Annotated in this window: 19 protein-coding genes; 13 read left to right on the top strand and 6 right to left on the bottom strand. The window is 37.2% G+C overall.

Annotation, left to right across the window (positions count from 1 at the left end; all coding sequences use genetic code 11):
* Window positions 1-27 precede the first annotated feature (27 nt).
* Entirely contained in the window at window positions 28-804 is a 777-nt protein-coding gene (locus QMD71_06825) for an NAD-dependent deacylase (protein ID MDI6840541.1), read from the bottom strand.
* 125 nt (window positions 805-929) lie between these two features.
* On the opposite strand from QMD71_06825, the gene QMD71_06820 reads away from it, so the two are divergent.
* From QMD71_06820 to QMD71_06795, 6 genes are all read left to right on the top strand, one after another.
* The gene (locus tag QMD71_06820; protein MDI6840540.1) at window positions 930-1,775 is read left to right on the top strand and encodes an ARMT1-like domain-containing protein; all 846 of its coding nucleotides are present in this window, start codon (window positions 930-932) and stop codon (window positions 1,773-1,775) included.
* A gap of 13 nt (window positions 1,776-1,788) precedes the next feature.
* On the top strand, window positions 1,789-2,631 hold the full coding sequence (locus QMD71_06815; GenBank protein ID MDI6840539.1) for a glycine--tRNA ligase subunit alpha: 843 nt from the start codon (window positions 1,789-1,791) through the stop codon (window positions 2,629-2,631).
* Entirely contained in the window at window positions 2,628-4,706 is a 2,079-nt protein-coding gene (glyS, locus tag QMD71_06810; GenBank protein ID MDI6840538.1) for a glycine--tRNA ligase subunit beta, read from the top strand. Before QMD71_06815 ends, glyS begins: the two co-directional genes overlap by 4 nt.
* A 103-nt stretch (window positions 4,707-4,809) precedes the next feature.
* Entirely contained in the window at window positions 4,810-5,931 is a 1,122-nt protein-coding gene (locus tag QMD71_06805; GenBank protein MDI6840537.1) for a glycosyltransferase family 4 protein, read from the top strand.
* 312 nt (window positions 5,932-6,243) lie between these two features.
* Window positions 6,244-7,551 carry a T9SS type A sorting domain-containing protein gene (locus QMD71_06800; protein ID MDI6840536.1) on the top strand — a complete coding sequence of 436 codons (1,308 nt, stop codon included), beginning with the start codon at window positions 6,244-6,246 and terminating at the stop codon, window positions 7,549-7,551.
* Between the two features lie 58 nt (window positions 7,552-7,609).
* Window positions 7,610-7,741, top strand: a complete 132-nt coding sequence (locus tag QMD71_06795) for a hypothetical protein (GenBank protein ID MDI6840535.1) — start codon at window positions 7,610-7,612, stop codon at window positions 7,739-7,741.
* 169 nt (window positions 7,742-7,910) lie between these two features.
* Here the strand turns inward: QMD71_06795 and QMD71_06790 are convergent, their stop codons facing one another.
* Window positions 7,911-10,247: a homocysteine S-methyltransferase family protein gene (locus QMD71_06790; GenBank protein MDI6840534.1), complete on the bottom strand. Its 2,337-nt coding sequence runs from the start codon at window positions 10,245-10,247 to the stop codon at window positions 7,911-7,913.
* Window positions 10,244-12,031: a bifunctional homocysteine S-methyltransferase/methylenetetrahydrofolate reductase gene (locus QMD71_06785; GenBank protein MDI6840533.1), complete on the bottom strand. Its 1,788-nt coding sequence runs from the start codon at window positions 12,029-12,031 to the stop codon at window positions 10,244-10,246. The genes QMD71_06790 and QMD71_06785 overlap by 4 nt, the downstream gene beginning before the upstream one ends.
* Before the next feature lie 249 nt (window positions 12,032-12,280).
* Here QMD71_06785 and QMD71_06780 point away from each other — a divergent pair, with 249 nt between their 5' ends.
* From QMD71_06780 to QMD71_06755, 6 genes are all read left to right on the top strand, one after another.
* Entirely contained in the window at window positions 12,281-12,724 is a 444-nt protein-coding gene (locus QMD71_06780) for an SLBB domain-containing protein (GenBank protein MDI6840532.1), read from the top strand.
* Complete coding sequence (locus QMD71_06775; protein ID MDI6840531.1) at window positions 12,714-14,789, top strand: polysaccharide biosynthesis tyrosine autokinase; 2,076 nt, start codon at window positions 12,714-12,716, stop codon at window positions 14,787-14,789. The genes QMD71_06780 and QMD71_06775 overlap by 11 nt, the downstream gene beginning before the upstream one ends.
* A gap of 114 nt (window positions 14,790-14,903) precedes the next feature.
* Window positions 14,904-15,908, top strand: a complete 1,005-nt coding sequence (locus QMD71_06770) for a hypothetical protein (GenBank protein ID MDI6840530.1) — start codon at window positions 14,904-14,906, stop codon at window positions 15,906-15,908.
* Window positions 15,909-15,939: 31 nt separating this feature from the next.
* Entirely contained in the window at window positions 15,940-18,351 is a 2,412-nt protein-coding gene (gene leuS, locus QMD71_06765; GenBank protein MDI6840529.1) for a leucine--tRNA ligase, read from the top strand.
* 6 nt (window positions 18,352-18,357) lie between these two features.
* Entirely contained in the window at window positions 18,358-19,272 is a 915-nt protein-coding gene (locus QMD71_06760) for a sugar transferase (protein ID MDI6840528.1), read from the top strand.
* 204 nt (window positions 19,273-19,476) lie between these two features.
* Window positions 19,477-20,484 (top strand): Gfo/Idh/MocA family oxidoreductase, encoded by a 1,008-nt coding sequence (locus QMD71_06755; GenBank protein ID MDI6840527.1) that lies wholly within the window; start codon window positions 19,477-19,479, stop codon window positions 20,482-20,484.
* A gap of 4 nt (window positions 20,485-20,488) precedes the next feature.
* On the opposite strand, the gene QMD71_06750 is transcribed toward QMD71_06755, so the two are convergent.
* Together QMD71_06750 and QMD71_06745 are read right to left on the bottom strand one after the other, a co-directional pair.
* Window positions 20,489-21,706: an asparagine synthetase B gene (locus QMD71_06750; protein MDI6840526.1), complete on the bottom strand. Its 1,218-nt coding sequence runs from the start codon at window positions 21,704-21,706 to the stop codon at window positions 20,489-20,491.
* The gene (locus QMD71_06745) at window positions 21,703-22,368 is read right to left on the bottom strand and encodes a tetratricopeptide repeat protein (protein ID MDI6840525.1); all 666 of its coding nucleotides are present in this window, start codon (window positions 22,366-22,368) and stop codon (window positions 21,703-21,705) included. The genes QMD71_06750 and QMD71_06745 overlap by 4 nt, the downstream gene beginning before the upstream one ends.
* Before the next feature lie 153 nt (window positions 22,369-22,521).
* Here QMD71_06745 and QMD71_06740 point away from each other — a divergent pair, with 153 nt between their 5' ends.
* Window positions 22,522-23,862 (top strand): TldD/PmbA family protein, encoded by a 1,341-nt coding sequence (locus QMD71_06740; protein ID MDI6840524.1) that lies wholly within the window; start codon window positions 22,522-22,524, stop codon window positions 23,860-23,862.
* Between the two features lie 301 nt (window positions 23,863-24,163).
* Here QMD71_06740 and QMD71_06735 read toward each other — a convergent pair.
* Window positions 24,164-25,112: T9SS type A sorting domain-containing protein (locus QMD71_06735; protein ID MDI6840523.1), on the bottom strand; the 949-nt coding region annotated here is incomplete at its 5' end.

The following is a 25,112-nucleotide window of genomic DNA, read 5'->3' as shown; positions in this document are numbered from 1 at the left end:
CAAGAAATAAGGTTTTTAGCTACATATTTATAGACTGTATTCTTGTAAAATCTGTGGCAATACTTCACCTGCTTTGCCAGCGATAAAATAGTCAGCAAACTCAGAGAATTTGGTCCTTTCAGGATTTATTTCTACAATTGGTTTACCTCTTTCTTTTGCATAAGCTGGAAGGTAAGCTGCTGGATACACAACTCCAGAAGTCCCAACTAATAGTAGAGTATTACAATTTTCTATCTCCTTGTAAGCGAGCTTGAGTTCAGCTTCAGGTAGTGACTCACCAAAAAGGACAACATCAGGCCGCATCCTTCTTCCACACTTACAGGGTACAAAAAATTTCGTGATGGCAAGCCGTGAGTTCCTATTCTTTTCAAGCTTTGATAGGAGTTCAGTTAGCTCTTTTTTATCTAACTTCCTTTTGTTGCTACATCTCATACATCTAAATCTAAACATATTACCATGCAATTCTATAACTACTTTGTTACCTGCTTTGGTATGAAGGTCATCCACATTCTGGGTGATAATTGAGTTTAAGGCCCCATTTTCCTCAAGTTTAGCTAATGCAAGATGACCGGGGTTTGGTTCTGCATTAAGTATGGGCTCATAAAAGTCAACTATGAAATCTATCACTTTATGAGGACGAATAATGAAAGTGAAACTTAACCCAGGTATATTTGCATAAATGGCTGGATTGTATCGTTCCCATATACCACCTTTACCTCTAAATGTAGAAATACCACTCTCCTCAGACATGCCAGCCCCTGTGAGAGCTACAATCTTACCTTTGAGCAAGATATCTTTTATCATACTTCTCATACGAGTCTGTGACAAATATCATATTATCACATGCATATTAGTATTTGTCAAGTTTATTAATGACATAGTGTCTTTTGTCTTGACAAGTTGGCTTTAGGATAGTAAATTAAACTATTATGAAAATATATCCTGAGTGCATACCCTGTTTTTTCCAGCAGGCGCTTACTACACTCCAAATGGCAACTCAAGATAATGACTTGCAACTAAAAGGGTTAAAGGAAATTGCTAAACAGATGCCAGCACTTATGGAATTACCTACACCTACTCATGTGGGCAGAATAGTACATAATATACCCAAACTAATAACTAATAATCATGACCCATACAAAAGTGTAAAGGCAAAGCATACGAAGGTTACACTTAGACTTTATCCAAAGCTAAAGAAAATAGTGGAAAATTCAGGCGACCCATTATTTACAGCACTAAAAGTTGCAGTTAGTGGTAATATAATAGACTTTGGAAGAGGGGAGAGGTTCAATATTGAGGAAGACATAGAGCACACTTTTAACAAGGAGTTTGTTATTTTTGACTACAATGAGTTTAAAATAGATTTACAAAAAGTGACCAAAATTTTATGGCTTGCAGATAATGCAGGTGAGACTGTATTGGATAAGTTACTTATTGAAGAACTTAATAAACCTGTTATATACGCTGTAAGGGGTGTACCTGTCCTTAATGACGCAACAATAGATGATGCTATAAGTGCTGGTATAGATAAGGTTGCAGAGCTTGTAAATTCAGGCACTGATGCACCCGGTATTATTCTTGAATACTGTAATCATGAGTTTAGAGAGTTATTTGCTAAGAGTGAATTAGTATTGAGTAAAGGGCAAGGTAATTATGAAACTTTATCTGAAACGAATGCCCCAATCTACTTTCTTTTTAAAGCTAAATGCCCAGCAGTTGCAGAAGAGCTTGGTGTAAATGTTGGAGATATAATATTTAAAAAGGGTAAAAAGTAAGAGTCACCTCAAGATGAATTTTCAAGATATTATAATAAAACTTGACAAATTCTGGAAAAATAAAGGCTGTTTACTTGGACAACCATATCCCGGAGAAGTAGGGGCAGGTACATTTAATCCGCTTACTTTTTTTAGGGTCTTAGGAGCCGAACCGTGGAGTGTAGCTTATGTAGAACTATCAAAGCGACCAAAAGATGGTAGGTATGCAGAAAATCCTAATAGATTACAGGAGTTCCACCAATACCAGGTAATATTGAAACCGGCTCCAAATGATGTACAAGAGGTTTATCTTAAAAGCCTTAGTGCGCTTGGAATAGAGGTTAAAAGGCACGATGTGCGATTTGTTGAAGATGACTGGGAGTCAGAGGCTCTTGATGCAAGTGGAGTTGGTTGGGAAGTGTGGCTTGATGGTATGGAGATAACTCAATTTACTTATTTCCAAAAAATGGGTGGCATTGAGCTTAATCCCATATCAGTTGAACTCACTTATGGACTTGGTAGACTTGCTATGATTATACAGAAAAAGGATTCAATGTTTGATGTTGACTGGGCGCGAGGGGTAAAGTTTGGTGATTTGTACAAGAGGCAGGAATATGAGTTATCAAGGTTCAATTTTGATGAAGCATCTGTGGACCTTGAATTTGACATATTTAACAAGTTTGAACAAGAAGCTATAAGATTTATTGAGCTTAAGCTTTTATATCCAGCATACGACTACATAGTAAAATGTTCGCATATTTTAAATGTACTTGACGCTCGTAAGGCAATATCACCTGAGGAACGCAAAAGTTACATAGCGAGGGTGAGAAAACTCTCTAACCTTGCAGCAAGGCTGTGGTTAGAAAAAATAACATGAAAGATTTTCTTCTTGAAATAGGGACTGAAGAAATACCCGCAAGCTGGCTTGAGCCTGCATCAAAAAGACTTAGTCAACTTATATGTGATTTGTTAAAAACAAAAGGAATCGCCTACGGTAGAGTTAATAGATTTTATACTCCGAGGAGGCTTGCTATTCTTGTAAAAGATGTAGCCCAAAAACAAAAAGATAAAGTCATCGAAATCACCGGTCCTCCAAAGGAGAATGCATTTGATAAAAGTGGTAAACTTACCAAAGCTGCACTTGGGTTTGCAAAAGCACATGGGGTAGATACTTGTGAGCTTAAATTAAAGAAAAAGGGTAAAAAAGAAGTGATATTTTGTAAAAAAGTGGAAAAAGGTGGACTTACATCCAAGATTCTTGCATTGGCTTTGCCAGAACTTGTAAAAAGTATTGAATTTCCTAAATCTATGCGCTGGGAAGCTACAGGTATGAAATTTGCAAGACCGATTAGATGGATTGTAACTCTGTTTGGTAAAAATGTAATTAAATTTGAACTCGCTGGTGTAAAGTCTGGTAGGAAGACGCAGGGGCTACGATTTTATCCACCAATCAGTATCAAAACTGCAAGTGAATACAAGCAAGTCCTTAAGTCAAATAGTGTGTTTGTAGATTCCAGCGACAGGCTTGAGCGGATAAAAGAAGGAACAGATAGGGAAGCAAATAAATTGGGATTGAGTTATATAGGCTATCGTAAACTTAATCCAGAGCTTCTTAGAGAAGTATTAAATCTTGTTGAATCTCCGGTAGCTATTTTATGCAAATTTGATGAAAAATACCTTGAACTACCAAAGGAAGTGATAATTGCTGCACTACATAGCCACCAGAGATACTTCACATTTAGTAAGGAAGATGGGACTTTAAGCACTCATTTTATAGTAATTGCAAATACAGAGAAGGGAGCTATTGAGGAGATAAGAAGAGGCCACGAAATGGTATTAAAGGCAAGACTTGAAGATGCTGAATTTTATTATAGGGAAGATATGAAAATACCAATTGAGAAAAGGATTGAAGAGCTTACAGGTGTTGTATGGATGGAAGGCCTTGGTACACTTTTTGAAAAGACACAAAGATTAATTTCACTCTCCAAATATATAGCAGAAAACTATATTATTCCAGAGGGTATCTCTGTGGATTTGAATGTATTGAACAAGGCGGCTGAGCTTTCTAAAGTTGATTTAGTAACTAATATGATAAAAGATGGTAAGGAATTTACAAAGCTTGAAGGCGTATACGGCAGTATATTAGCAAAGGAACAAGGACTGGATTCAGAGATTGTTAAAACAATACAAGAATATTCTGTTCCATTTTCGACTTACCCTCCTGCAGTAGCTTTAGGGAATGCAGATAGAATAGATACTATAGTTGGGTCTTTTATAATTGGCAAGATTCCAACAGGCTCTTTTGACCCGTTTGGAATACGGAGGAGAGGCAACGACCTCATATATAGTATCATAGGAAATAAACTTCATATTCCACTACGAAGTTTAATATCAAAAGCTACGGCAACTTATAAACTATCTAATCCGAATATAGAGAACGATATATTTAAGTTTCTTATACAGAGATTCAAGAAATACTTAGAAGATAGAGGGGTTAGAGGCGATATTGTAGAGGCAGTGCTTGGTGTTCCAAATGAAGATGTGCTTGATTTAAAAACAAGAGCAGAAGCATTGGATGGATTGAAAAGTAAAGGCAATTTTAGTGCACTGGTTATTTTAGCTAAGAGAGTAAGAAATATATTAAAAAGTTCAAAGTCCAAAGTTCAAGATTCAAAATGTAAAGCAGAATTATTAAAAGAGCCTGCCGAGAGAGTGCTTTATAATACTTTAATATCACAGCAGGACAAATTCGAAAATTACATTGGAGAAAAAGATTACAAGAGTGCTTTAGATTGGTTACTTAATTTAGCTCCTTTAATAAATAATTTCTTTGATGAGATTTTAGTGATGGCTCCGGAACCTGAGCTTAGGGAGAATCGCCTTGCTCTTCTTCAGTATCTTCACTTCTATTTTTTCCAAAAAGTAGCTGACTTCTCAAAAATTGCAGAATGAATCCTACCCCTCACTCGTGGTATTATGTTTATTTATTAAGGATTAAAGACACTATTTGTGAATCCCGTCCCTTACTAGAGGAGCGGGATGAAAGAGAGACGGGATGAAAATACTTGCAATTAACTGGCAGGATAGGAAAAATCCGCTATCCGGGGGTGCAGAAACCCAGATTCACGAAATATTTGGTAGGATTGTAAATTTTGGAAATGAGGTGACACTTTTCTGCAATTCCTTTAATGGAGCGACGAAAAGCGAGTTGATAGATGGAATAAAAGTAATAAGATTGGGTAGAAGGTACAACTTTAATTTTTATGTCCCCTTTGTTTGCCGGACACTTTTAAAATATAAGTATGATATCGTTGTCGATAATATTAATAAGATTCCATTTTTCACCCCATTATATGTAAAAATACCAATATTAGCCATTGGATATCACTTTTTTGGGCGTACTGTATATCGAGAGACAAATCCTATTTTTGCTTCTTATGTGTATCTCAGCGAATTTTTGGTTCCTAAAGTGTATAAAAGAGAATTTTTTTCTGTGCCTTCAGAGAGTACAAAAGATGAGCTTGTAAAAAATGGTATTCCTGAGGGTAATATTCATGTAATTTCACCCGCAATCGGACCTAACTTCTTTCCAAATTTCAGCAAGAAGTCTAAGAAGCCATTAATTGTGTTCTTAGGAAGAGTTAAGAAGTATAAATGTCCTGATACTCTCTTATATGCTATGAAGGATGTAGTTTCTCAAATTCCGGATACTAAGCTTGTTGTTGTGGGTAGTGGTGATTACTTGCCATATTTAGTTAGGTTATCTAAAAAACTGAACTTAGAAAGACAAGTTGAATTTACTGGTTTTGTCACAGAGGATAAGAAGATAGAAATTTTGCAAAGTGCATCTATCGCCGTGAATACTTCTCCAAAAGAAGGGTGGGGTATTACAAATATTGAAGCAAATGCATGTGGAACACCTGTGATTGCTAGTGACTCCCCGGGTCTTAGAGACTCAGTGGTTGATGGTAAGACAGGTTTCCTTGTTGAGCATGGAAATATTATGGAGTTATCAAAGGCAATTATAAAAGTTTTACAGGACAACAAGTTGAGAGGAATATTATCCCAAAACGCTATTGAGTGGGCAAAGAGATTTAGCTGGGATAGTGCAGCACGAATGACACTTGAACTTATGGAAAAAGTTATTAAGATGAAACTTTTGAATAAAACCTTGTAGATTTTGCTGTTACTGTTAAGGTGAAGGTGTGCTAAATTTAGTTGAAATTTATGAGGCATCTCCTAAAATCTAAATACTGGAGGTGCATGAGATTAGGGAGTTTGCTTCTTGTATGTGCTGATTTTTAAGGAATAAGAAAAATTGGAGTATCAGGAATTTCTAACTTGATAAGGGGATTTTAGTGATTGTAGAATAATGGAGTGATTGGAGGAGAGGGGTGATAAAAATATAAAAATGGATAGAGGTTGAAAGAGATAGGAGATATTGAGAGAATTTCAACTAAAAATGATATTCTCTCGGAAAGGAGGATGGATGCGTTCATTTTTAGGAATTTGTGGATGTGTGGTTGTGACAGTTGTAGGGGTTCAAAATTTTGCCCCCCTCCATGCACAGCCTGATACCCTATGGACGAAAACTTATGGTGGAGGTAGCGATGATTGTGGCTATTCAGTTCAGGAGTGTGCGGGTGGTGGCTTTATAATTGCAGGAGGGACATGGTCTTTTGGTGCTGGCGAGGATGATGTCTATCTTATAAGGACAGATGCAAATGGAGATACCCTGTGGACGAAAACTTATGGTGGAACTAACTGTGATTGGGGCTGGTCAGTTTATGAGTGTGCGGGTGGTGGCTTTATAATTGCAGGAGAGACAAAGTCTTTTGGTGCTGGCGATGCTGATGTCTATCTTGTAAGGACAGATGCAAATGGCAACCCCCTGTGGACGAAAACTTATGGTGGAGCTAACTATGATGCGGCCTATTCAGTTGGTAAGTGTGCGGGTGGTGGATTTATAATTACAGGAGAGACAAGGTCTTTTGGTGCTGGCGGGAGGGAGGTCTGGCTTCTAAGGACAGATGCAAATGGAGATACCCTGTGGACGAAAACTTATGGTGGGGCTGACGATGATGTGGGCTGTTCAGTTATTGAGTGTGCGGGTGGTGGCTTTATAATTGCAGGATGTACATGGTCTTTTGGTGCTGGCTCGGCTGATGTCTGGCTTATAAGGACAGATGCAAATGGCAACACCCTGTGGACTAAAACTTATGGAGGAGCTAACTTTGATGTGGGCATGTCAGTTCATCAGTGTGCGGATAGTGGATTTATAATGGCAGGATATTATACTCCTAGTTCTAGCGAGGATGTCTATCTTATAAGGACAAAAGCAAATGGAGATACCCTGTGGACGAAAACTTATGGTGGAGCTAGCCGGGATTTGGGCTATTCAGTTCTTGAGTGTGCGGATGGTGGATTTATAATTGCAGGATTGACATGGTCTTTTGGTGCTGGCAGGTGGGATGTCTATCTTATAAGGTTAAAAGATGGGCCGTCGGGGGCTGATGAGACTTCCGATTCTCAATTACCAATTAGCGATTGTCAATTGTCAATCTATCCAAATCCATTTACTACAAGGGTTAGGATTCAGTGGTCAGAGATTAGCGAAAGAGAAAGAATCGGTTTGAAGATTTACGACCTTTCAGGCAAGTTGGTAAAGACTATAGGAGTCAGTGCGGGCTCTCGTGAGATTGCGGTAAATCTTGAGGAACTCCCCAATGGCATCTACTTTGTGAAAATGGAGGCAGGTAAGTTCACGGCGACGAGGAAGCTTACGATTATTAAGTAGTTAGTAGATAGTAGTTAGTAGTTAGGGAGAACATTGGACCCGCAGATACACGCAGATTATGAATGATTTGTGGAGAGGAATGAACGGAAAAGGGATGGGAATGAGTGAAAAAATGGCGTGGTTAAGTAACAGAGGGAACGAAGGTGTGCTAAATTTAGTTGAAATTTATGAGGCATCTCCTAAAATCTAAATACTGGAGGGTGCATGAGATTAGGGAGTTTGCTCCTTGTATGTGCTGATTTTTAAGGAATAAGAAAAATGGATAGAGGTTGAAAGAGATAAGAGATATTGAGAGAATTTCAGCTAAAAATGATATTCTCTCCTGATGAACTTTTGACAGTGCTAAACTGTAAGATAGGTTAGAATAGTAGCGATTTTATTTTTTGCACTGCCTGCACTGCATCTTTAGCGTAGCTGACGCCGAGTCTTTTTGCAATCCGTGCATCTACACATGCACCACCGACTATAATTTTTGCTAATGGGTATTCTTCAATTAGATATTTTATAGTAGACTCAAGACTTGGAATAGCAGTAGTCATAAGACAAGAAAGCCCAACTACATCTGGGCGCTCTATCTTACAAGCCTTAATGAGTTCATCCCTATCCACATCTTTCCCAATGTCAACTACATGCCATCCATTTGCCTCAAGCAAAGCACCAACTAAATTCTTGCCCAGGTCATGCATATCACCCTTAACAGTAGCAAGAAGTATTTTGACTCGCTTTTTATCACTATTTTTTGGAAGTAACGGGGTGAGTATAGAAAAAGCTACTTTAGCAGCTTCACTAACAGCAATAAGTTGAGGTAGGAACAGCTCTTTTCTTGAGTATCTATCACCTGCCTCTTTTATTGCAGGAATTATAATCTCGTTAATAATCTCAATTGGTTTTGTTCCTAATTTTATAACTTCATCAATAAGTTTGGGTATTAACTCTTTATTTCCTAACAGTATTTCTCTATAAAGTGGGTTAGTCGGTAATATCGTTAATTGTTGATTCGTTAACCGTTGAATCGTTTCAATATATCTTTTTGCGTGCAAATCTCTCTGTGCAAGAAGTGAGCCTGCACTAACGATGCCCATAAGCTGAGTATCATATGGGTCAATTATTGCGGCATCTAATCCATTTTGAATAGCAGCTGATAGGAAAGATTGGTTAATAAACTCTCTCCCAGGGAGGCCGTAAGAGATATTACTAATTCCAAGAATTGTAGCCACCTTCAGTTTCTTTTTTACCATTCTTAACGTCTCAATAGCAACTGTGCTACTTTTCTCATAAGTACCGATTGGAAGGACAAGTGTATCAATAATAACATCTTCTTTTCTAATTCCATAAGATTTAGCACTCTTTATTATCTTTTTAGCAACTTTAAGACGCTCAACCGGGGTCTCAGGTATCCCATTTTCATCAATAGTAAGCCCAACAACAGCTGCCCCATATCGCTTGACAATTGGTAAAATTTTAGAGCATAAATCAGCACACCCTGTAACAGAATTTACCCCCGCTTTACCTGCATAAACTTTGAGTGCATTCTCTATAGTTATTGGGTCTTGCGAATCAATAAATAATGGGACACTAACAACATTTTGTAACTCTTGAATCACATTGGCAATAAATTTGTGATTTGTATTACCTATGTTTACATCAAGTGCAATAGCACCTGATTCTACTTGGCGAATGGCTTCTGCTTTAATCCTACCAAGCTTCCTCTTTCGCAATTCTTTCTCAAGTTTTGGCTTTCCTGACGGATTTATCCGCTCCCCCACTGTGAAGAATGGCTCACCCTCTCCAATATAAACAACATTGGTACGGCTTGCTATGCAAGTCTTTTTCCTTTTAACTCTTGTAACAGGGGTCATCTTTTTCACTGTTTTTGCAATATAGAATGTATGCTCAGGTGTAGAGTTACAGCAACTGCCAACAATATTTGCGCCTAAACTTACAAATCTTGCTGCAAATTCTGCTAATTCAGTAGGAGCCACTTTACTTTGCGTAGTCCCAGCATTTGGTTGTATAATTAGGAATGAAGAGGTAGATTCACCCATTATTTTAATAACTTTTTCTGCATCCTCAACACACATACAGTTAGCGCCAAAAATCCTAACCCCCATAGGCTCAATGACTGCACAAGCAGTAGCCGTGTCTGTTCCTGTGACTGTTCTAATTCCTTCATTGAATGAGAGCTGTGCAATTACTGTAAGATTTGTAGCATCCATTGACCCAAGTATTGCTGCTTTAAGTTCAAGTATGTCTACCATTGTCTCAATTATTATAACATCGACACCAGCAAGTGATAGATACTTTGCTTGCTCGTAAAATATTTTATACGCTTTATCAAAGTCAAGCTCCCCAAATGGCTTCAAAAATTTACCACTCGGTCCAATTGAGCCAGCAACAATTGTATCTGGTTTAGCCACATCCAACGCAATTTGTGCAGCTTTCTCATTTATCTGTTTTATATTTTTAGCAAGTCCAAATTCACTAAGCCTTGCCCGATTAGCATTAAAAGTATTAGTTGTAATGATATTGGCACCCGCTTTAATGTAAGCCATATGAATAGACTTAACACGCTCTGGGTGCGTCAAATTCCATAATTCAGGTAGTGCTCCAGCAGGTAAACCCGCCTCTTGTAACATAGTGCCCATAGCGCCGTCAGCGACAAGTATTTCTTTAGTTAGTCTGCTAAATATCTTCATGTTATTATCTTTTCAACGAGTTCGTATTTACCAAATGGTGGCATTATACAAACGCCATTACAGATAAGCTTTATTTCATCAAACAACTCATGCGCTATCTTCACACCCTCGTCTGCAGCCCCGTCTCTCATTCGCTTCATTACTTTGTCAGGTATAGTAATTCCTGGAACCTCATTTTGAATAAATTCAGCATGTCTCACACTCACAAGTGGAAGAATTCCTGTAATCACAGGAATGTGAAGTTCAGCTACTTCTTTTACAAAAGACTGTATCTCTTTTATATCAAATACAGGCTGAGTCTGTATGAACCCAATCCCTTTCATTGCCTTCTCTTTGACTCTTTCTGGTTCATTTAACTTACCTGCTACACCTATGAAGAAAGAAGTCGGTTTACCTATAGGATTACCGAGCCAGTCTACTCCCCTGTTAAGTGAATTTATAATCTCTATCAACTTATCTGAAGTAATCTCAAATACAGCTGCTGCGAACGGGTAATCACCAACAGATGGCGGGTCACCAGTTAATGCAAGTATATTCCTAATGCCGAGGCTATAAGCTCCAATCAGATCGGATTGAATTGCAATCAAATTACGGTCCCTACATGTACAGTGCAGGATTACATCAATATCTACTCTATGTTTTATTATATGGGCAAGTGAAATAGGACTCATCCTAAGCCTAGCCATAGGAGTATCTGATACATTTACACACTCACCGCCCATAGCTTTAAAGTTTTGAGCTGCATTAAGTTCCTTATCAAAATCTATACAACGTGGTGGGTCAATTTCGAGGCTCAATATAAACTTTTCTTTAAGCTTTTGCTGTAATGGTGAGGTAACCTCGCTTATATGGGTTTGATTTATCAAACCCCTACATTCTGTTTTTACTTCTACTCTCACAATTTTACGTGGCTTAGGTCTCATTCCTTTAACTACATTTGATATAGCAGCTATATGCGTAGGTGTAGAGCCACAGCAGCCGCCTATTATTGAAACACCAGCATCTACATACTTTTTTGAATAAGCTGCAAAATACTCAGGAGTAGCCGGATACACAAATTTACCCTGTGAGAAGCTTGCAAGTCCTGCATTTGGTAGTGCTGAAATAAATGCATCAGTCACATGTCCCATTCTCCTGACAGCTTCGTACACAACTTGTGGTCCGGTACCACAATTAGCCCCCATTATATGGGCACCCGCCTTTTCAAGTGCATTAGCCGCTTCTACAGGGTCTATTCCTAAAATTGTCTTACAATCATGGACAAACGACAGTTGACATATAACCGGTAGGTTGCATACTTCACTGGCTGCCAAGAAGCCTTGAATAAGCTCATCAATAGATGACATAGTTTCAAGAATAATAAGGTCTACTCCCCCATTTGCTAAAGCGGTTATCTGTTCTTTAAAAATAGAGTGAATCTCGGATAAACTAAGCCGTTCAGCTGCCTCAATTGGTCTCGTAATTGGACCTACTGCACCAGCTACAAGTTTATCTCTACATACTTTACGTGCAATTTTGGCTCCCATATAGTTAATATCAGCAGTCTTTTTATCCAAATCGTAATATTTACCAAGAATATACGAGTTTGCTCCAAATGTATTTGTTTCAATAAGGTCTGCCCCTGCATCTATATAGGCTTGGTGTATTTCTTTAACAAGCTTCGGTTTAGATAAATTAAGCTCATCGTAGCAATGTCCCTTTGGCACACCCATCGCATATAGCATAGTGCCCATAGCACCGTCAGCTACAATAATACGTTCATTAAGCAGAGACAGGAAGTCCATGTAATATTAGATAAATTGGAGATTGCTTTGCTTACGCTCGCAATGACTTTTCTCTAAAGATATAACCTTATCATTTAAATGTCAAGTGTTAAAACATAGAAGTTATTTATAGATTGCTTCGCTCACGCTCGCGATGACTTTTTGAGTGAGGTTCCTAACTACCGTCAGGCAAGTTTTGTAGAAATTCTTGTTATAAAAACAGGATTTTTACTTGACAACATAGTTCTTTAGCATTATAATTTTTTCAAAATGGTAGTTTTTATACACTTTTTATTATTGCAAGTCCAACCTTCAGTAGTCAAGTATTACACATACCTCAGTGAAACCGGTGAATTACAGATGAAGGTCTCTATATGGGGTGAAGTGATGGCTCCTGGTCTTTATTCTGTTCCTGAGGGTACAGATCTTGTAACACTTCTCACAATAGCGGGTGGGCCGTCAAGGGAAGCAGACTTGTCTAAAATTAAGGTTGTTAGATCTTTTCCATCTCCATCTGTATTTAACCTTAACCTTAACAACTTCTTTAAGACAGGAAACAGAGAGAATGTAACGGCATTGAAACCGGGAGATATGGTGTACATAAAAGAGAGTCCCTACTATAGAATCAAAGAATCAGTCCGTGCCTTTACTGAAGTAACATTTATCGTAGGGGCATATTATCAGCTATATCATATACTAAGATATGGAAGGTGAAATAGATATAAGAAGGTATATTCGTGCGTTCCTGCGTCGTAAGTGGGGCTTTGTTGGTATACTATTTGGAATTCTTGGTCTCACATACTGGATGACTGCAAGGAGTCCAAAAGTGTTCGTTGCTTCATCAAAAGTTCTAATAAAGAAAACACCTTCAACCGTTTATATCTTTCCAACTCGATTATCAGAGGAAGTGTTTGAAATAGAAACAAACTGCTGGATATTGAGATCCCACGACTTTATGAAAAGAGTAGTAAATAAAATGAAAGAGAAGGGGCTAAAATTTGCATTCCTATCCAATGAATATGCACCTGATATCCTATGTCGTATGACAACAATAACAAGGGTAGAAAAATCTAGTATCATTGAAATTACTGTTCGTGGTGGTAATGCTGAAGAAATTTCATCTATAGCAAATAACATAGCAGAGACTTTTAAAGATTATTCTGTCGAAATTGCAAGACTCAGTTTCACTGAAGCAAAAAGACTCATTGAAACCCAGCTCCCAATAGCCAAAGATAAATTACGAGAATCTGAGGAGGCTATTAAAAAATTCAAGCAAAACGAGAAACTACTATCAGCATCTGCTGGTAGTAGTGCACTCCAGAAGGAACTTGCTGACCTAGAAGGCGAGTATAATTTAGTCTTATCTGAAATTAGCATAAAAGACAAAGCAATTGCACAATTAAGGGATGAACTCAAAAAAGAAACGGATAAACTAACAGAAGAGATTGTAAGAACCGATAATCCTTCTATATTAAATCTAAGAGCTCAACTTGTAAGTCTTGAGAAAGAGTACTCTTCATATGTGCTTGCCGGATTATCTGAAGACCATCCAAAATTATCCGACCTAAAAGAAAAAATTGAAACCATAAAGCAAAGCCTTAAAGAGAGAGTAAAGAATAGAACCGAAGACGAAGCTCTATTAGTAGACCCACTTTCTTATTCAGAAGATTTGTCAAAAAAGATACTTAGTACCAAGTCTGAACTCCTAACACTACAGGCAAAGAAAGAAGCACTCCTTGAAAGAATCAGTGAATGCAATCACCGTATTCGTATCTTTTCTACAAAAGAGTATGAACTTGCTGGTTTGGAGCGTACCTATGAGTTCAACAAAGATTCCTATAAGAGATTAATCACTGATTATGAGGCTTCAAAAATGGTTGAAGCCCAAGAGATTGGCAGTGCTATAATACTTGAGTATGCAAGAAAACCTACTACCCCAATCTCACCGAGGCCTAAGCGTAATCTGACACTTGCATTAATATTTGGGATAGGTCTTGGTTTTGGTGTAGTTCTAATTTGTGAATTTCTTGATGTTTCCATTAAAGATGTAGAAGATATAGAAAGATTAAAACTACCTGTTATTGGGACAATCCCAGTGCATTCAGAAGGAGTTATTGAGGACCAAAATTTGCCAGTTGCTGAATCATATAAGAAACTACGTGTTAACTTAAAGTTCTCAAAATCATTAGATTCGGAGCTAAAAACTATCCTCATTGCAAGCTGTATAGCAAGAGAAGGCAAGTCAACAATTGCCTGTAACTTTGGTATAACTTATGCAAGTGCAGGTGCAAAGACTCTTCTGTTGGAAGCCGACCTAAGAAAACCCGAGTTACATAGACTCTTAGGAATTTCGCATAAAAATGGGCTATCAAATTTACTTGTTGGCGAGATTAAAAAAGAGGATGCAATAATTGCAACTGAAATTAAAAACTTATGGCTTATTCCATCAGGTCATATACCACCAAATCCTGGTGAACTCATAGACTCTAAGTCTATGAGGACCTCAATCTCTGAGCTAAGGGAAGCGTTTGATATAGTGATAGTAGATTCACCCCCTCTAACAGCGTGTGCAGATGGTCTTTTGCTTGGTAATATGGTAGATGGTGTAATATTGGTTGCAGAATTAGAGAGAACTCCTAAAGACACATTGCAGGAGATGGTAGCCTCGTTTAAAGCTACTGGCTCTACTTTTCTTGGTGTTGTAGTCAACAAATTAAAAAAAGAAATCTATTACAGGTCGCGTTATTACTACAAATACTACACATCAAAAGCTGTATAAGTGAAAGTAATCAAAGCTTGTCTCATCTTTTTGAGTCTATTATTATCAATTAATTTGATATTTGATTTTTACATTTTTTGTGTCAGGAGACCCAAAATTCCCCTCGTAGGGGCAGTGTATGGTGCGTTTATGTCTGATACAGACTTAATTGATAGCCCAACTGCATACATATCGAGCACGTATTTTGAAATGGGAATGACATCTTCGTTAACAACTAAGAATGATTCTCATCCATTTAATATTGATATGCATATTAAGTTTCATCCTTTAAAACAATTAGAGGTTGGATTATCAATTTTGGGTCTAAATCTTTTATCTGGTGAGTTTAAATGTAAAGTCTGTGATGAAACCCCTTTTATGCCAGTTATTTCTTTTGGTAGTTTGGGCATATCTACACAGCACTGGCTCTCGTCTGTAGGTGCTGGCGAAGATATCGGCTATGCAGACGATTTATCATATAAAGAAAGGGACTGGGAGCAATTTTCTGCTTTCATTGTAGCAACAAAAAATTTTGGTCCCTTTGGGGTTTATAATATTGGAATAGGAAGAGGTTCATTTGTAGGATATGGACCAAGGTCCCGATTATTTAACTCAGATTACTTTTTTAAAACCAATCCACCACCCACTTTAGGAATTTTTTGGGGTGGTGAAATAGAACTTACACCTCCTGTGTTTGCAGTGAGCGAATTTACTGGCAGAGATTTCAATGTAGGTATTAAAATTAAGACTGATTTCTTCCAAATAGGAATAGGGGCAATAAAACTTGAGCATAGGCTTGGGGGAGCGCCTATACTTTACCCAAGGTTTGCAATTGGTGGTAGTATAAACTCTTTAGTTCGTAGGAAATTGGTTCCCAAAGTCCCAAAGATTGGTGCTCTCACTGGCACGGTAATAGATGCGCATACAAAGGAGCCACTGTTTGCGGTAGTTTCATTTCCAAGGACTGCTATTTCACCAGTTTCTACAAATGTAAGAACTGGTCGGTATATAATTTCACTTAAACCTGGAAGTTACTGGGTACGGGCAGAAGCTGCCGGCTACTACTGGGTAGAGAAAAAGATATATATTGCTAAAGAAATGACTACAACTTGTAACTTTGAATTAACTAAAAAGGAGTAGGTTTTTGGGTCAGTAGGCCTAAAACTATCCAATAGAAATGTATAATTACCAAGCTATAGAGAAAAAGTGGCAGACCTTTTGGGAAGAAAACTCAATTTACAAAGTAGGGGCGGGGTTACCCCGCCCCTACAAAAAGTATTATATACTTGAAATGTATCCTTACCCATCTGGCGACTTACACATAGGTCAATTTAGAAATTATGTAATTGGAGATACAAGAGCCCGATTTAAGATGCTGCAAGGCTACGATGTTATGTACCCTTTTGGTTGGGATGCATTTGGGCTACCAGCAGAGGAGGCTGCTATAAAGAGGGGGATTGAGCCTAAAAAATGGACTCTGAGTAACATAGACGTATCACGCTCTACCCTAAAGCTAATGGGAATATCATATGATTGGGATAGAGAAATCAACACCTGTGAACCTGCCTTTTATAAATGGACGCAATGGCTATTTCTAAAGCTGTTTGAGCGTGGTCTTGCTTATAGGAAGGAAGCATATGTGAACTGGTGTCCTCATTGCAATACTACACTTGCGAATGAGCAAGTGGGAGCTGGAAGGTGTTGGCGGTGTGCCACTCCTATAACGAGAAGAGAACTAACTCAATGGTTCTTTAAAATAACAGCCTATGCAGATAGATTGCTTTCTGATTTAGATAAACTTACAGAATGGCCTGAGCGAGTGAAGACATTGCAGAGAAATTGGATTGGCAAGAGTGATGGTATAGAAATAGATTTCCTATACAATGGTGATAAAATTTCTGTATTTACTACACGACCTGATACAATTTATGGAGTAACATTTATAGCTGTAGCACCAGAGAGTGAGCTTACAAGTAAAATTATAAAGTGCTCAAAAAGAAAATCAGAACTCATAAAATATGTTGAAACTTCATTGAGAAGGACAGATATAGAACGTTCCTCTAATATAAGGGATAAGGATGGCATCTTTACATCTGAATATGCAATTAATCCGTTGTCCGGAGAGCGAGTCCAAATTTGGGTTGCCGATTATGTCTTACCCTCATATGGTACAGGTGTAGTAATGGGTGTACCTGCACACGATTCTCGTGACTTTGAATTTGCAATGCGGTATAAAATACCTATCAAAAAAGTTATACAACCACCTTATGGAGAAGAACCAAATGGTGCTTATACAGAACCGGGTATATTAGTAAACTCTGGTCCATTTAGCGGAATAGATTCACAGGAAGCAATTCTTAGAATAAAGGCTTATGTAGAAAAAAAAGGAATTGGAAGGTCTAAGTTGAATTATAGACTTAAAGATTGGCTCATCTCGCGTCAGCGTTATTGGGGAACTCCTATCCCCATGATCCACTGTAATAAGTGCGGTGTAGTCCCTGTTCCTTATAAAGACTTGCCAGTCCGATTACCTGAAAGAGTAGATTTCACTCCAAAAGGTAAATCGCCGTTAGCTTCAGCTACCGAGTTTATTAAATCAAGTTGTCCAAATTGTGGTAAGGTAGCGGAGAGAGACTCAGATACTATGGATACATTCGTAGATTCGTCCTGGTATTATTTACGATATTTAGACCCAAAGAATGAAACTGAGCCATTCTCCCAAACAAGTGTTAAAACCTGGTTCCCTATAGACGAGTATATCGGAGGCATTGAACATGCGACAGGTCATCTTATTTACTTCCGCTTTATAACTAAATTTCTTTATGATGAGGGGTTGTTACCCCAAGATGAACCCTGCATTAGATTGTTCACTCATGGCATGATAATGGATAGAAATGGAAATGTAATGTCAAAATCCAGAGGAAATGCAGTTCCTGTTGGTCCTTTTGTAAAGAGATGGGGTGCTGATACAAGCAGAATAACAATCCTTTTTATAGGTCCACCTGATAAAGATGCAGTCTGGACAGAAGCTGGAGTAGCAGGTGCAAGTAGATTCCTCAAAAGAGTATATAATCTAATACATGAAAACAGAAATATCCCTAAAATAGTACAAAAAGAGGCTACTCCCCTTTATCGCAGTCTAAATTATACAATTAAAAAAGTAACTAAAGATATCGAAACCTTTAGCCACAATACAGCTATTGCATCACTTATGGAGTTTTTAAATAAACTTTACAAATCAAAAGAAGACCCTTGTTTTGGTTATTCACTTCAAGTTTTTGTTCAATTACTTGCGCCATTTGCGCCACACATAGCTGATGAGTTATGGAGTGATCTTGGAAATACTGGCTCTGTATTTAAATCTAAATGGCCTGAGTGGGAAGAAATTGAAGAAGAAAAAATCACAATACTTGTTGAAATTAATGGCAAATTGAGAGCCAAGTTTACTGCATTTTGTGATATTGAAGAAGAGGAAGCAAGATTACAAGCTATTCAAATTCCTAAAATAGCAGAAAGTATTAAAAATAGGGAGATTAAAAAAACTATATTTGTCAAAAACAAGCTAATTAATTTTGTAATATGAAATCCAATGGAACTTGTGATAAATAGGGTTGAAGATTTAAATAGAGATTTACCACCTGGAATTAACATGGTAAAAATAGATATCCCAAACTTATGTGCAAAAGATATTGTAAACATTGTTTTGAGATACGTAGATTTTGTAGATGTATATGTGAAAACAGATAAATTATTCTCAAAACTTATAAAAAATGGCTATCTCATCTTTAAAAAATATCAAAAAGCAGATTATCTATTAAAAAGAGTGATGGATATTTTTATTGGGGTATTAGCTATTATTGGAACTGCACCTCTCTTCCTTATTAGTTCTATTCTAACAAAGTTAAGTTCAAAGGGGCCTGTCATATTTCGTCAAGTCCGGGTTAATGGGATTGGTAAGACATTTAATTTTTACAAGTTTAGAACTATGGAAGCCTCAAATGAACCAAAAATCCATTATAATTACATTGAGAAATTTATAAAAGACCAACTCCAAAATGACCTTGGTATAGATTGCTTCGCTATCGCTTGCAATGACAGTATAGGTGTGGCTCGCAATGACAGACAACCTCTCTTGCCGTCAGGCAGGAAAGTATACAAGCTAACAAATGATCCAAGGGTAACACCAATTGGAAGATGGCTCAGAATCCTATCAATAGACGAGCTGCCCCAACTTATAAATGTGCTACGAGGCGAAATGAGTTTAGTAGGTCCTCGTCCTCCAATTCCTTACGAAGTTGAGTTATATGAAGACTGGCATAAAGCCCGCTTGTGCACAAAACCAGGAATAACAGGCCTCTGGCAAGTAATGGGTAGAAGTCTTATCCCCTTCAATGATATGGTAGTTCTAGACCTTTATTATGCAACAAACAAATCTCTGTTGACAGACTTAAAAATCCTATTACGCACAATTCCAATGGTACTGTCCCTAAAAGGAGCGTATTAAGTGAAAGTTAAAAATTAAAAAAGCAAAAATCAAAATAAATAGACTAAAAGTCTAATAGTCTAAAAGTAAAACAGTAGAAGAGGTTATGTCAGTAATTTTGTGTAAATTACGGAGTACACAATTTCTCTGCCATTCTCATTTTTCATTTACATTTTTATTTTTAGTGATAAATTTAGAGATTGGATAGCTAAATAGTAACAAAATATGATAACAACTGCTGTTATTGGGTGCGGTTACTGGGGACCTAACATTGTAAGAATATTACATGAACACCCAAATTGCACACTAAAATATTGTTGTGATATAAATGAAGACAGGCTTAAAAACATTGTCGCTCGTTATCCCGAAATTAAGGTAACCAAATATAGTGACGAAATATTTAGTGATGCATCAATCCAAGCTGTATTTATAGCAACCCCTTTATCTTCTCATTATCTATTAGCAAAGAAAGGTATAGAAGCAGGCAAATCTATATTTGTTGAAAAGCCATTCGTAAGCTCTGTTAATGAAGGCAATGAGCTTGTGCGTCTAGCAACCCAAAACAATGTTACTCTAATGGTAGGACATATCCTTGAATACGCGTCTGCTGTAATAAAAATTAAGGAATTATTAGAGAAAAGAGAGATAGGTGATATTTACTATATTTCGTCTACTCGCGTAAATCTGGGAATACACAGAAAGGATGAATCGGTAATATGGGACCTCGCATCGCATGACCTTTCTATGATTTTTTATTGGCTTAATGAAGAGCCCCTTTCAATCCAGGCAGTTGGAAAGGGCTCTGTAATAAAAGATAAGCCGGATGTAGCATTCCTGACGCTAACATTTCCATCAGATATCCTTGTTAATATACATGTTTCATGGTTAGCACCCAGCAAACTAAGAAATACTGTAATTGTGGGATCTAAAAAAATGATAGTTTATGATGATACAAACTTATCTGAAAAAGTGCGAATATTTGATATGGGAGTCTTAGTGCCTGAACCTATGAATTTTGGTGAATTCCAATTATCTTATCGGACTAGTGATATAACTGCACCAGTTTTATCCAGTGTTGAGCCACTCAAGGCTGAAATAAGTCATTTTATAAGGTGCGTCGAGTATAAAGAGACGCCAAAAACTGATGGCAGTTCAGGAATCAAGGTCATTAAATATTTGGAACTTGCAGAAGAATCAATTAGAAATGGTGGAGGAGTAATAAAGGTTAAGTAGAATTTTATGTCTTTAGCCGTTTTGATTTAGCGGCTGGGAATAGCAGGTTATCTAAAATCAACCTATAACCTGGCGAATTAGGATACAACTCAAGCCTCGTTGGTGGGTCACCCACAAGATGAGCGTAATCTTCTGGGTCATGGCCGCCATAAAATGTAAAAAACCCTTTGCCATAATCACCGTATAAGTACTTAACTTCCTCTGTTCCTTTTATATCTCCTAATATTACTATACCCTCCTTAATCAAATTTCGCCTAAATCCTGTAGTTTGGCCCAAAAATTCTTTTATAACTCTTGTATGATTCTGAGTTAAAAGAGTAGGAATAGGGTCATATTTGGCAGAAAAGTTGAAGAGCTCAAAATTCACATTCTCACCCCTTGCCCGCGCCTCATTAGTCACATCTATACTTGAATGTCTGTACATCATTGGATTAAGGTCTACTTCAAAATCTTTAAATGCAAAAGTACTTTCAAAATTAAGCTTATCTTGACAGTTTTCTTCAAATCCGTCTCCATCAAGTAAAGGCACTATATCAATTCCGTATGCAGAAATAGCAATATCAATTGTCTCAGTAGCTGAGCACATAGCAAATAAAAAGCCACCATTATTCACATACTCTCTTATTTTCTTAGCTACCTGATGTTTTAGTTGCCATACTTTTTTAAATCCAAGCTTCTTTGCCATAAGTTCGTTAACTCTAACCTCTTCCTTGAACCATTGTGCATTCCGGAAGCTACCATAAAATTTACCATATTGACCAGTAAAATCTTCGTGGTGTAAATGTAGCCAATCATAATTTGAAAGTGCCCCCCCAAGTACCTCTTCATCCCATACTTTATCATAAGGTACTTTAGCATACTCAAGTGCTATTCTCACCGCATCATCCCACGGTGAATTATCTGGTGGTACATAAACAGCTACCCTAGGGGCAACAGTAAGCTCTATCCTCTCCATATTCTCTATCTCTATTGTGTTATATATGCTTTGAACTGTAGGTTCATCTAAAATTTTATAATTTACACCCCTTATTTTACAGAGCTCTTCAATTTCAGGATTATAACTCATCAAGAATGAGCCTCCTTTATAGTTAAGTAGCCACTCCACTTTTATCGTCTTCTCAAGTGCATAGTAAGCTATACCATAAGCCCGTAAATGGTCAGCTTGAGTTAAATCCATTGGTATAAGGAGTAGTGTCCCAATAATATAAAAAAATAGAATCATAAGTTCTCAAGTCTCTCTCTAGCGATAGGAGCAACACATGATTTTGGGTACTTAAGTAAAATCTGTCGATATGATTCACTAGCTTCTTTTATTCTTCCCAGTGTAGTATAAATTTTGCCCATCTTTAATAAAATCTGTGGCAAGATTGCTTCTCTATCGTTTGCAATGACATTTGTATCAAATCTATTTATAAAATTTTGATACTCTTTAAGTGCTCCATTAAGGTCGCCTTTTTGTTCAATAAAGTTTGCTAAAAGAATTGAAGCTGAAGGAGCAATTGTTGATTTATTCTCCTTCATCTTTTTTAAAATTTCAATCCCCTTGTCCCATTTCTTTTGTCTACCAAATAGTTCTGCGGTCACATAATCTTGTAGCTCTGCATTCTTATTTTCTTTAATAAAAATTATCCGATAAATTGCATCATTTGCATCCTCAGAATCTAACGGCACCAGGGAGTAGAATTTGATGGCTTTGTCAAATTTGTGACTAAAATAAGCAAGCTCACCGAGTAAGAAATTATCGTTGATTTCATTAGAAAGTTCATCTACCTTTTTTAGTTCACCCGTTTCTAAATAATATCTTACAAGAGAGTCGGTAATTTCAGTGTGAGCAACATTTAGTTGACCAAAACTCATTATTAAAAATACCAATTCTAAAACCATAGTTTAATCATATGCAAGAGTTCACAAATGTCAAGTAAAAAGAAAGCACAGGTTGCACAGATTAAAATATTCTTTCTACGCAATGAAATCTATGGCTTGTATTTGAATTTTTATCCTTGACATTCTTTGCAATATAGAATAACATAGTAATATATGTGGGGTGAAAAAGCATTAAGGGAGCTTGTAAATAGGGCTCTAACATATTCTAAAGCTGAATCAACCCAAGTCTCTATTTACACTTGGGATTCAAAACTTACAAGATTTGCAAATTCATACATACATCAAAATATGAGTGAAGAAAATATATTTATAGGAGTAAAGTGTGTAAATGAAAATCGTATTGGTGAAGCCATCACAAACCGTCCTGATACAATAGAGGCTATAATAGATAAAGCACAAGAGGTATCAAAAATAAGCCCAAAAAATGAAGACTTTCCATGCTTTCCGGGGCCAAAATCAATTATAGAAGTAGAAAGCTTCATTTCATCAACTAAAGAGTTAACGCCTCAAAAGATGGCAAAAGTCTGTAAGTCAATCATCCGTAGGGCACAAGATTTACAATCTTTTGGTAGTTTATCTACAGATGTATTAGAAATATGTATTGCAAACTCAAATCATCTATTTGTTTATAACTTGAGCACATCAGCCTTCTTGAATACAATAATTATAGGAAACTCTGGTTCTGGTTATGCCCAAGCAGGTTCAAGGGATATAAACAAAATAGATTATGAAAGTGTCGCAGATAAAGCTATAACAAAGGCAAAACTGGCTCAAAATCCGTCCAAAATTGAATGTGGAAAATACGAAGTCATAATGGAAGAGCTTGCTGTTGCCGACCTTTTATCTTATCTTGCTTATTTTGGATTCAATGCACTTAGATACCAGGAAGGTAGAAGTCCTTTATGTGGCAAATTAGGTAAAAAAGTAGTAGGTGAGAATATAACAATATGGGATGATGGACTTGACCCAATTGGATTTGCGTTTCCATTTGATTTTGAGGGCGTACCAAAAACAAGGGTATCTCTAATTGAAAACGGTGTAGCCACTGGCTTAGTTTACGACCTTACCACTGCTAAAAAAGCTGGTAAAGAGTCTACAGGCCACTCAACTGGAAGCACTACAATAGGACCTGTACCATCTAATTTATTTATGGGGGGTGGCGGTTCAACCCTTGAAGATATGATTAAGTCTACAAAAAAAGGTATACTTGTAACAAGATTTCACTATACAAATGTCATAGACCCAATGACCCTAACAATAACAGGTATGACAAGGGATGGTACTTATTTAATTGAAAATGGTAAGCTATCAAAGCCTTTAAAAAATCTCCGATTTACCCAAAGTATATTAGAAGCTTTGTCAAATGTATCCGAAATCTCACAACCTATACTTATTGCGAGTGGTGAGCACTATGGGCTACCATTTTTATATGGCTCAATGGTACCGGCAATAAAAGTAGAGAACTGGAATTTCACAGGTGTAACAGAACACTGAAATACCGGAGTTAACTAAGTACTAACTGCATCAAAATCAGTTTCTCAGTTGCTTTAAAATTTACGGCTACAAACTTTACAAAATAAATGCCTGCTGGAAAGCCTCTATCATCCCGGTATACTCTCTTACAATTTAGGAAAAATAAAAACAATATTTTATATAAAGATTAGGAATAGTGAAGCTTATCCTATCAGCTTCACCTCATATATGGAAAGGTTCCGATTTAGCAGAGTTTAAATAAAAAGGTGAGCAGGAAGGATTTTTCAACCTCCCCTGTTCACCTATCTCAACGAGATGCCTTTTACTTCACCAATATCATCTTTTTGGTGATAACCCTATCCTGAGTCTCAAGTCGTAAGAAATAGATACCATCAGGCATTTTTTCGGAACTCCAACCCACCGAGTAATATCCAGGTAGCTTCTCTTCATCAACAATTGTTTCTACTATTTGACCAGCAGAGTTATACACCTTAAGCGATACCCTTCCATTTCTTGGTACTCCATACCTTATTAAAGTACCAGATGAGAATGGATTAGGAAAGTTCTGATACAAAGTAAGCACTGGTGGCGCTATTGGATGGCCTACGATATCTTCTAAGAGTGCAAGTATATCACTTTCCTTTGTGAGGCCAAAGAGCTTTGCTACAAATCTTATATCTTTCATATCTATCTTTTTATTTTTATCTATATCAGCACGCGGAAGCCATGGCACACCTGCGTTTGAGTACCATGGTGTATCTCCAAATCGCTTAGCTACTTCACGGATATCTTTCATATCAATCTTTCCATCTTCATTTACATCACCGACACAGATAGGTGCACAAATTGTAACATAGCCACCATCTTCATAAGTAAAATATATTTTGGTAAAGTGTCCCGGGAATTCTGTAATCTCACAGTTTACAGAAATATCATTAAGCTTCACTACGAACCCACCAAGCACCGAATTCCCATGTAGTAGATCCCAAGGAACCACAATCTCACTCCAACCAAGTGTGCCAGTTTTATTAATAATAAAGCTTATTTCTTTCTTCTTATCAGGAATCCCGCAATCAAGTGTATCTGGCTTGATGGTTATAATCTCATCATTGGTAGTTATGAACACATTGTAAGCATTACATATAATGGTAGAGAATTCATAAGTAGGCTCTATACGGAATGTATATTCTGGTGTCGTCTTTGTATTTCCTAATACATCTTTTGCTTTTATATAGTAAGAGATAACTGTATGAAGAGGCTGTCCTGGTATC

It is taken from the genome of bacterium, from assembly GCA_030018315.1.
GTDB lineage: Bacteria > Hydrothermota > UBA3073 > JACQXS01 > JAGMCI01 > JASEGA01.
The sequence above is the reverse complement of the archived record's forward strand: the minus strand, read 5'-3'. Positions and strand labels throughout refer to the sequence as shown.

Bases quoted from the DNA above. Each gene is read 5' to 3' on its own strand.
- QMD71_06755 (MDI6840527.1), top strand. From the start codon at position 19,477: ATGATAACAACTGCTGTTATTGGGTGCGGTTACTGGGGACCTAACATT.
- QMD71_06790 (MDI6840534.1), bottom strand. From the start codon at position 10,247: ATGAAGATATTTAGCAGACTAACTAAAGAAATACTTGTCGCTGACGGC.
- QMD71_06780 (MDI6840532.1), top strand. From the start codon at position 12,281: ATGGTAGTTTTTATACACTTTTTATTATTGCAAGTCCAACCTTCAGTA.
- glyS (MDI6840538.1), top strand. From the start codon at position 2,628: ATGAAAGATTTTCTTCTTGAAATAGGGACTGAAGAAATACCCGCAAGC.
- QMD71_06785 (MDI6840533.1), bottom strand. From the start codon at position 12,031: ATGGACTTCCTGTCTCTGCTTAATGAACGTATTATTGTAGCTGACGGT.
- QMD71_06815 (MDI6840539.1), top strand. From the start codon at position 1,789: ATGAATTTTCAAGATATTATAATAAAACTTGACAAATTCTGGAAAAAT.
- QMD71_06800 (MDI6840536.1), top strand. From the start codon at position 6,244: ATGCGTTCATTTTTAGGAATTTGTGGATGTGTGGTTGTGACAGTTGTA.
- QMD71_06795 (MDI6840535.1), top strand. From the start codon at position 7,610: ATGAATGATTTGTGGAGAGGAATGAACGGAAAAGGGATGGGAATGAGT.
- QMD71_06775 (MDI6840531.1), top strand. From the start codon at position 12,714: ATGGAAGGTGAAATAGATATAAGAAGGTATATTCGTGCGTTCCTGCGT.
- QMD71_06805 (MDI6840537.1), top strand. From the start codon at position 4,810: ATGAAAATACTTGCAATTAACTGGCAGGATAGGAAAAATCCGCTATCC.
- QMD71_06825 (MDI6840541.1), bottom strand. From the start codon at position 804: ATGATAAAAGATATCTTGCTCAAAGGTAAGATTGTAGCTCTCACAGGG.
- QMD71_06760 (MDI6840528.1), top strand. From the start codon at position 18,358: ATGGAACTTGTGATAAATAGGGTTGAAGATTTAAATAGAGATTTACCA.
- QMD71_06750 (MDI6840526.1), bottom strand. From the start codon at position 21,706: ATGATTCTATTTTTTTATATTATTGGGACACTACTCCTTATACCAATG.
- QMD71_06820 (MDI6840540.1), top strand. From the start codon at position 930: ATGAAAATATATCCTGAGTGCATACCCTGTTTTTTCCAGCAGGCGCTT.
- QMD71_06745 (MDI6840525.1), bottom strand. From the start codon at position 22,368: ATGGTTTTAGAATTGGTATTTTTAATAATGAGTTTTGGTCAACTAAAT.
- QMD71_06740 (MDI6840524.1), top strand. From the start codon at position 22,522: ATGTGGGGTGAAAAAGCATTAAGGGAGCTTGTAAATAGGGCTCTAACA.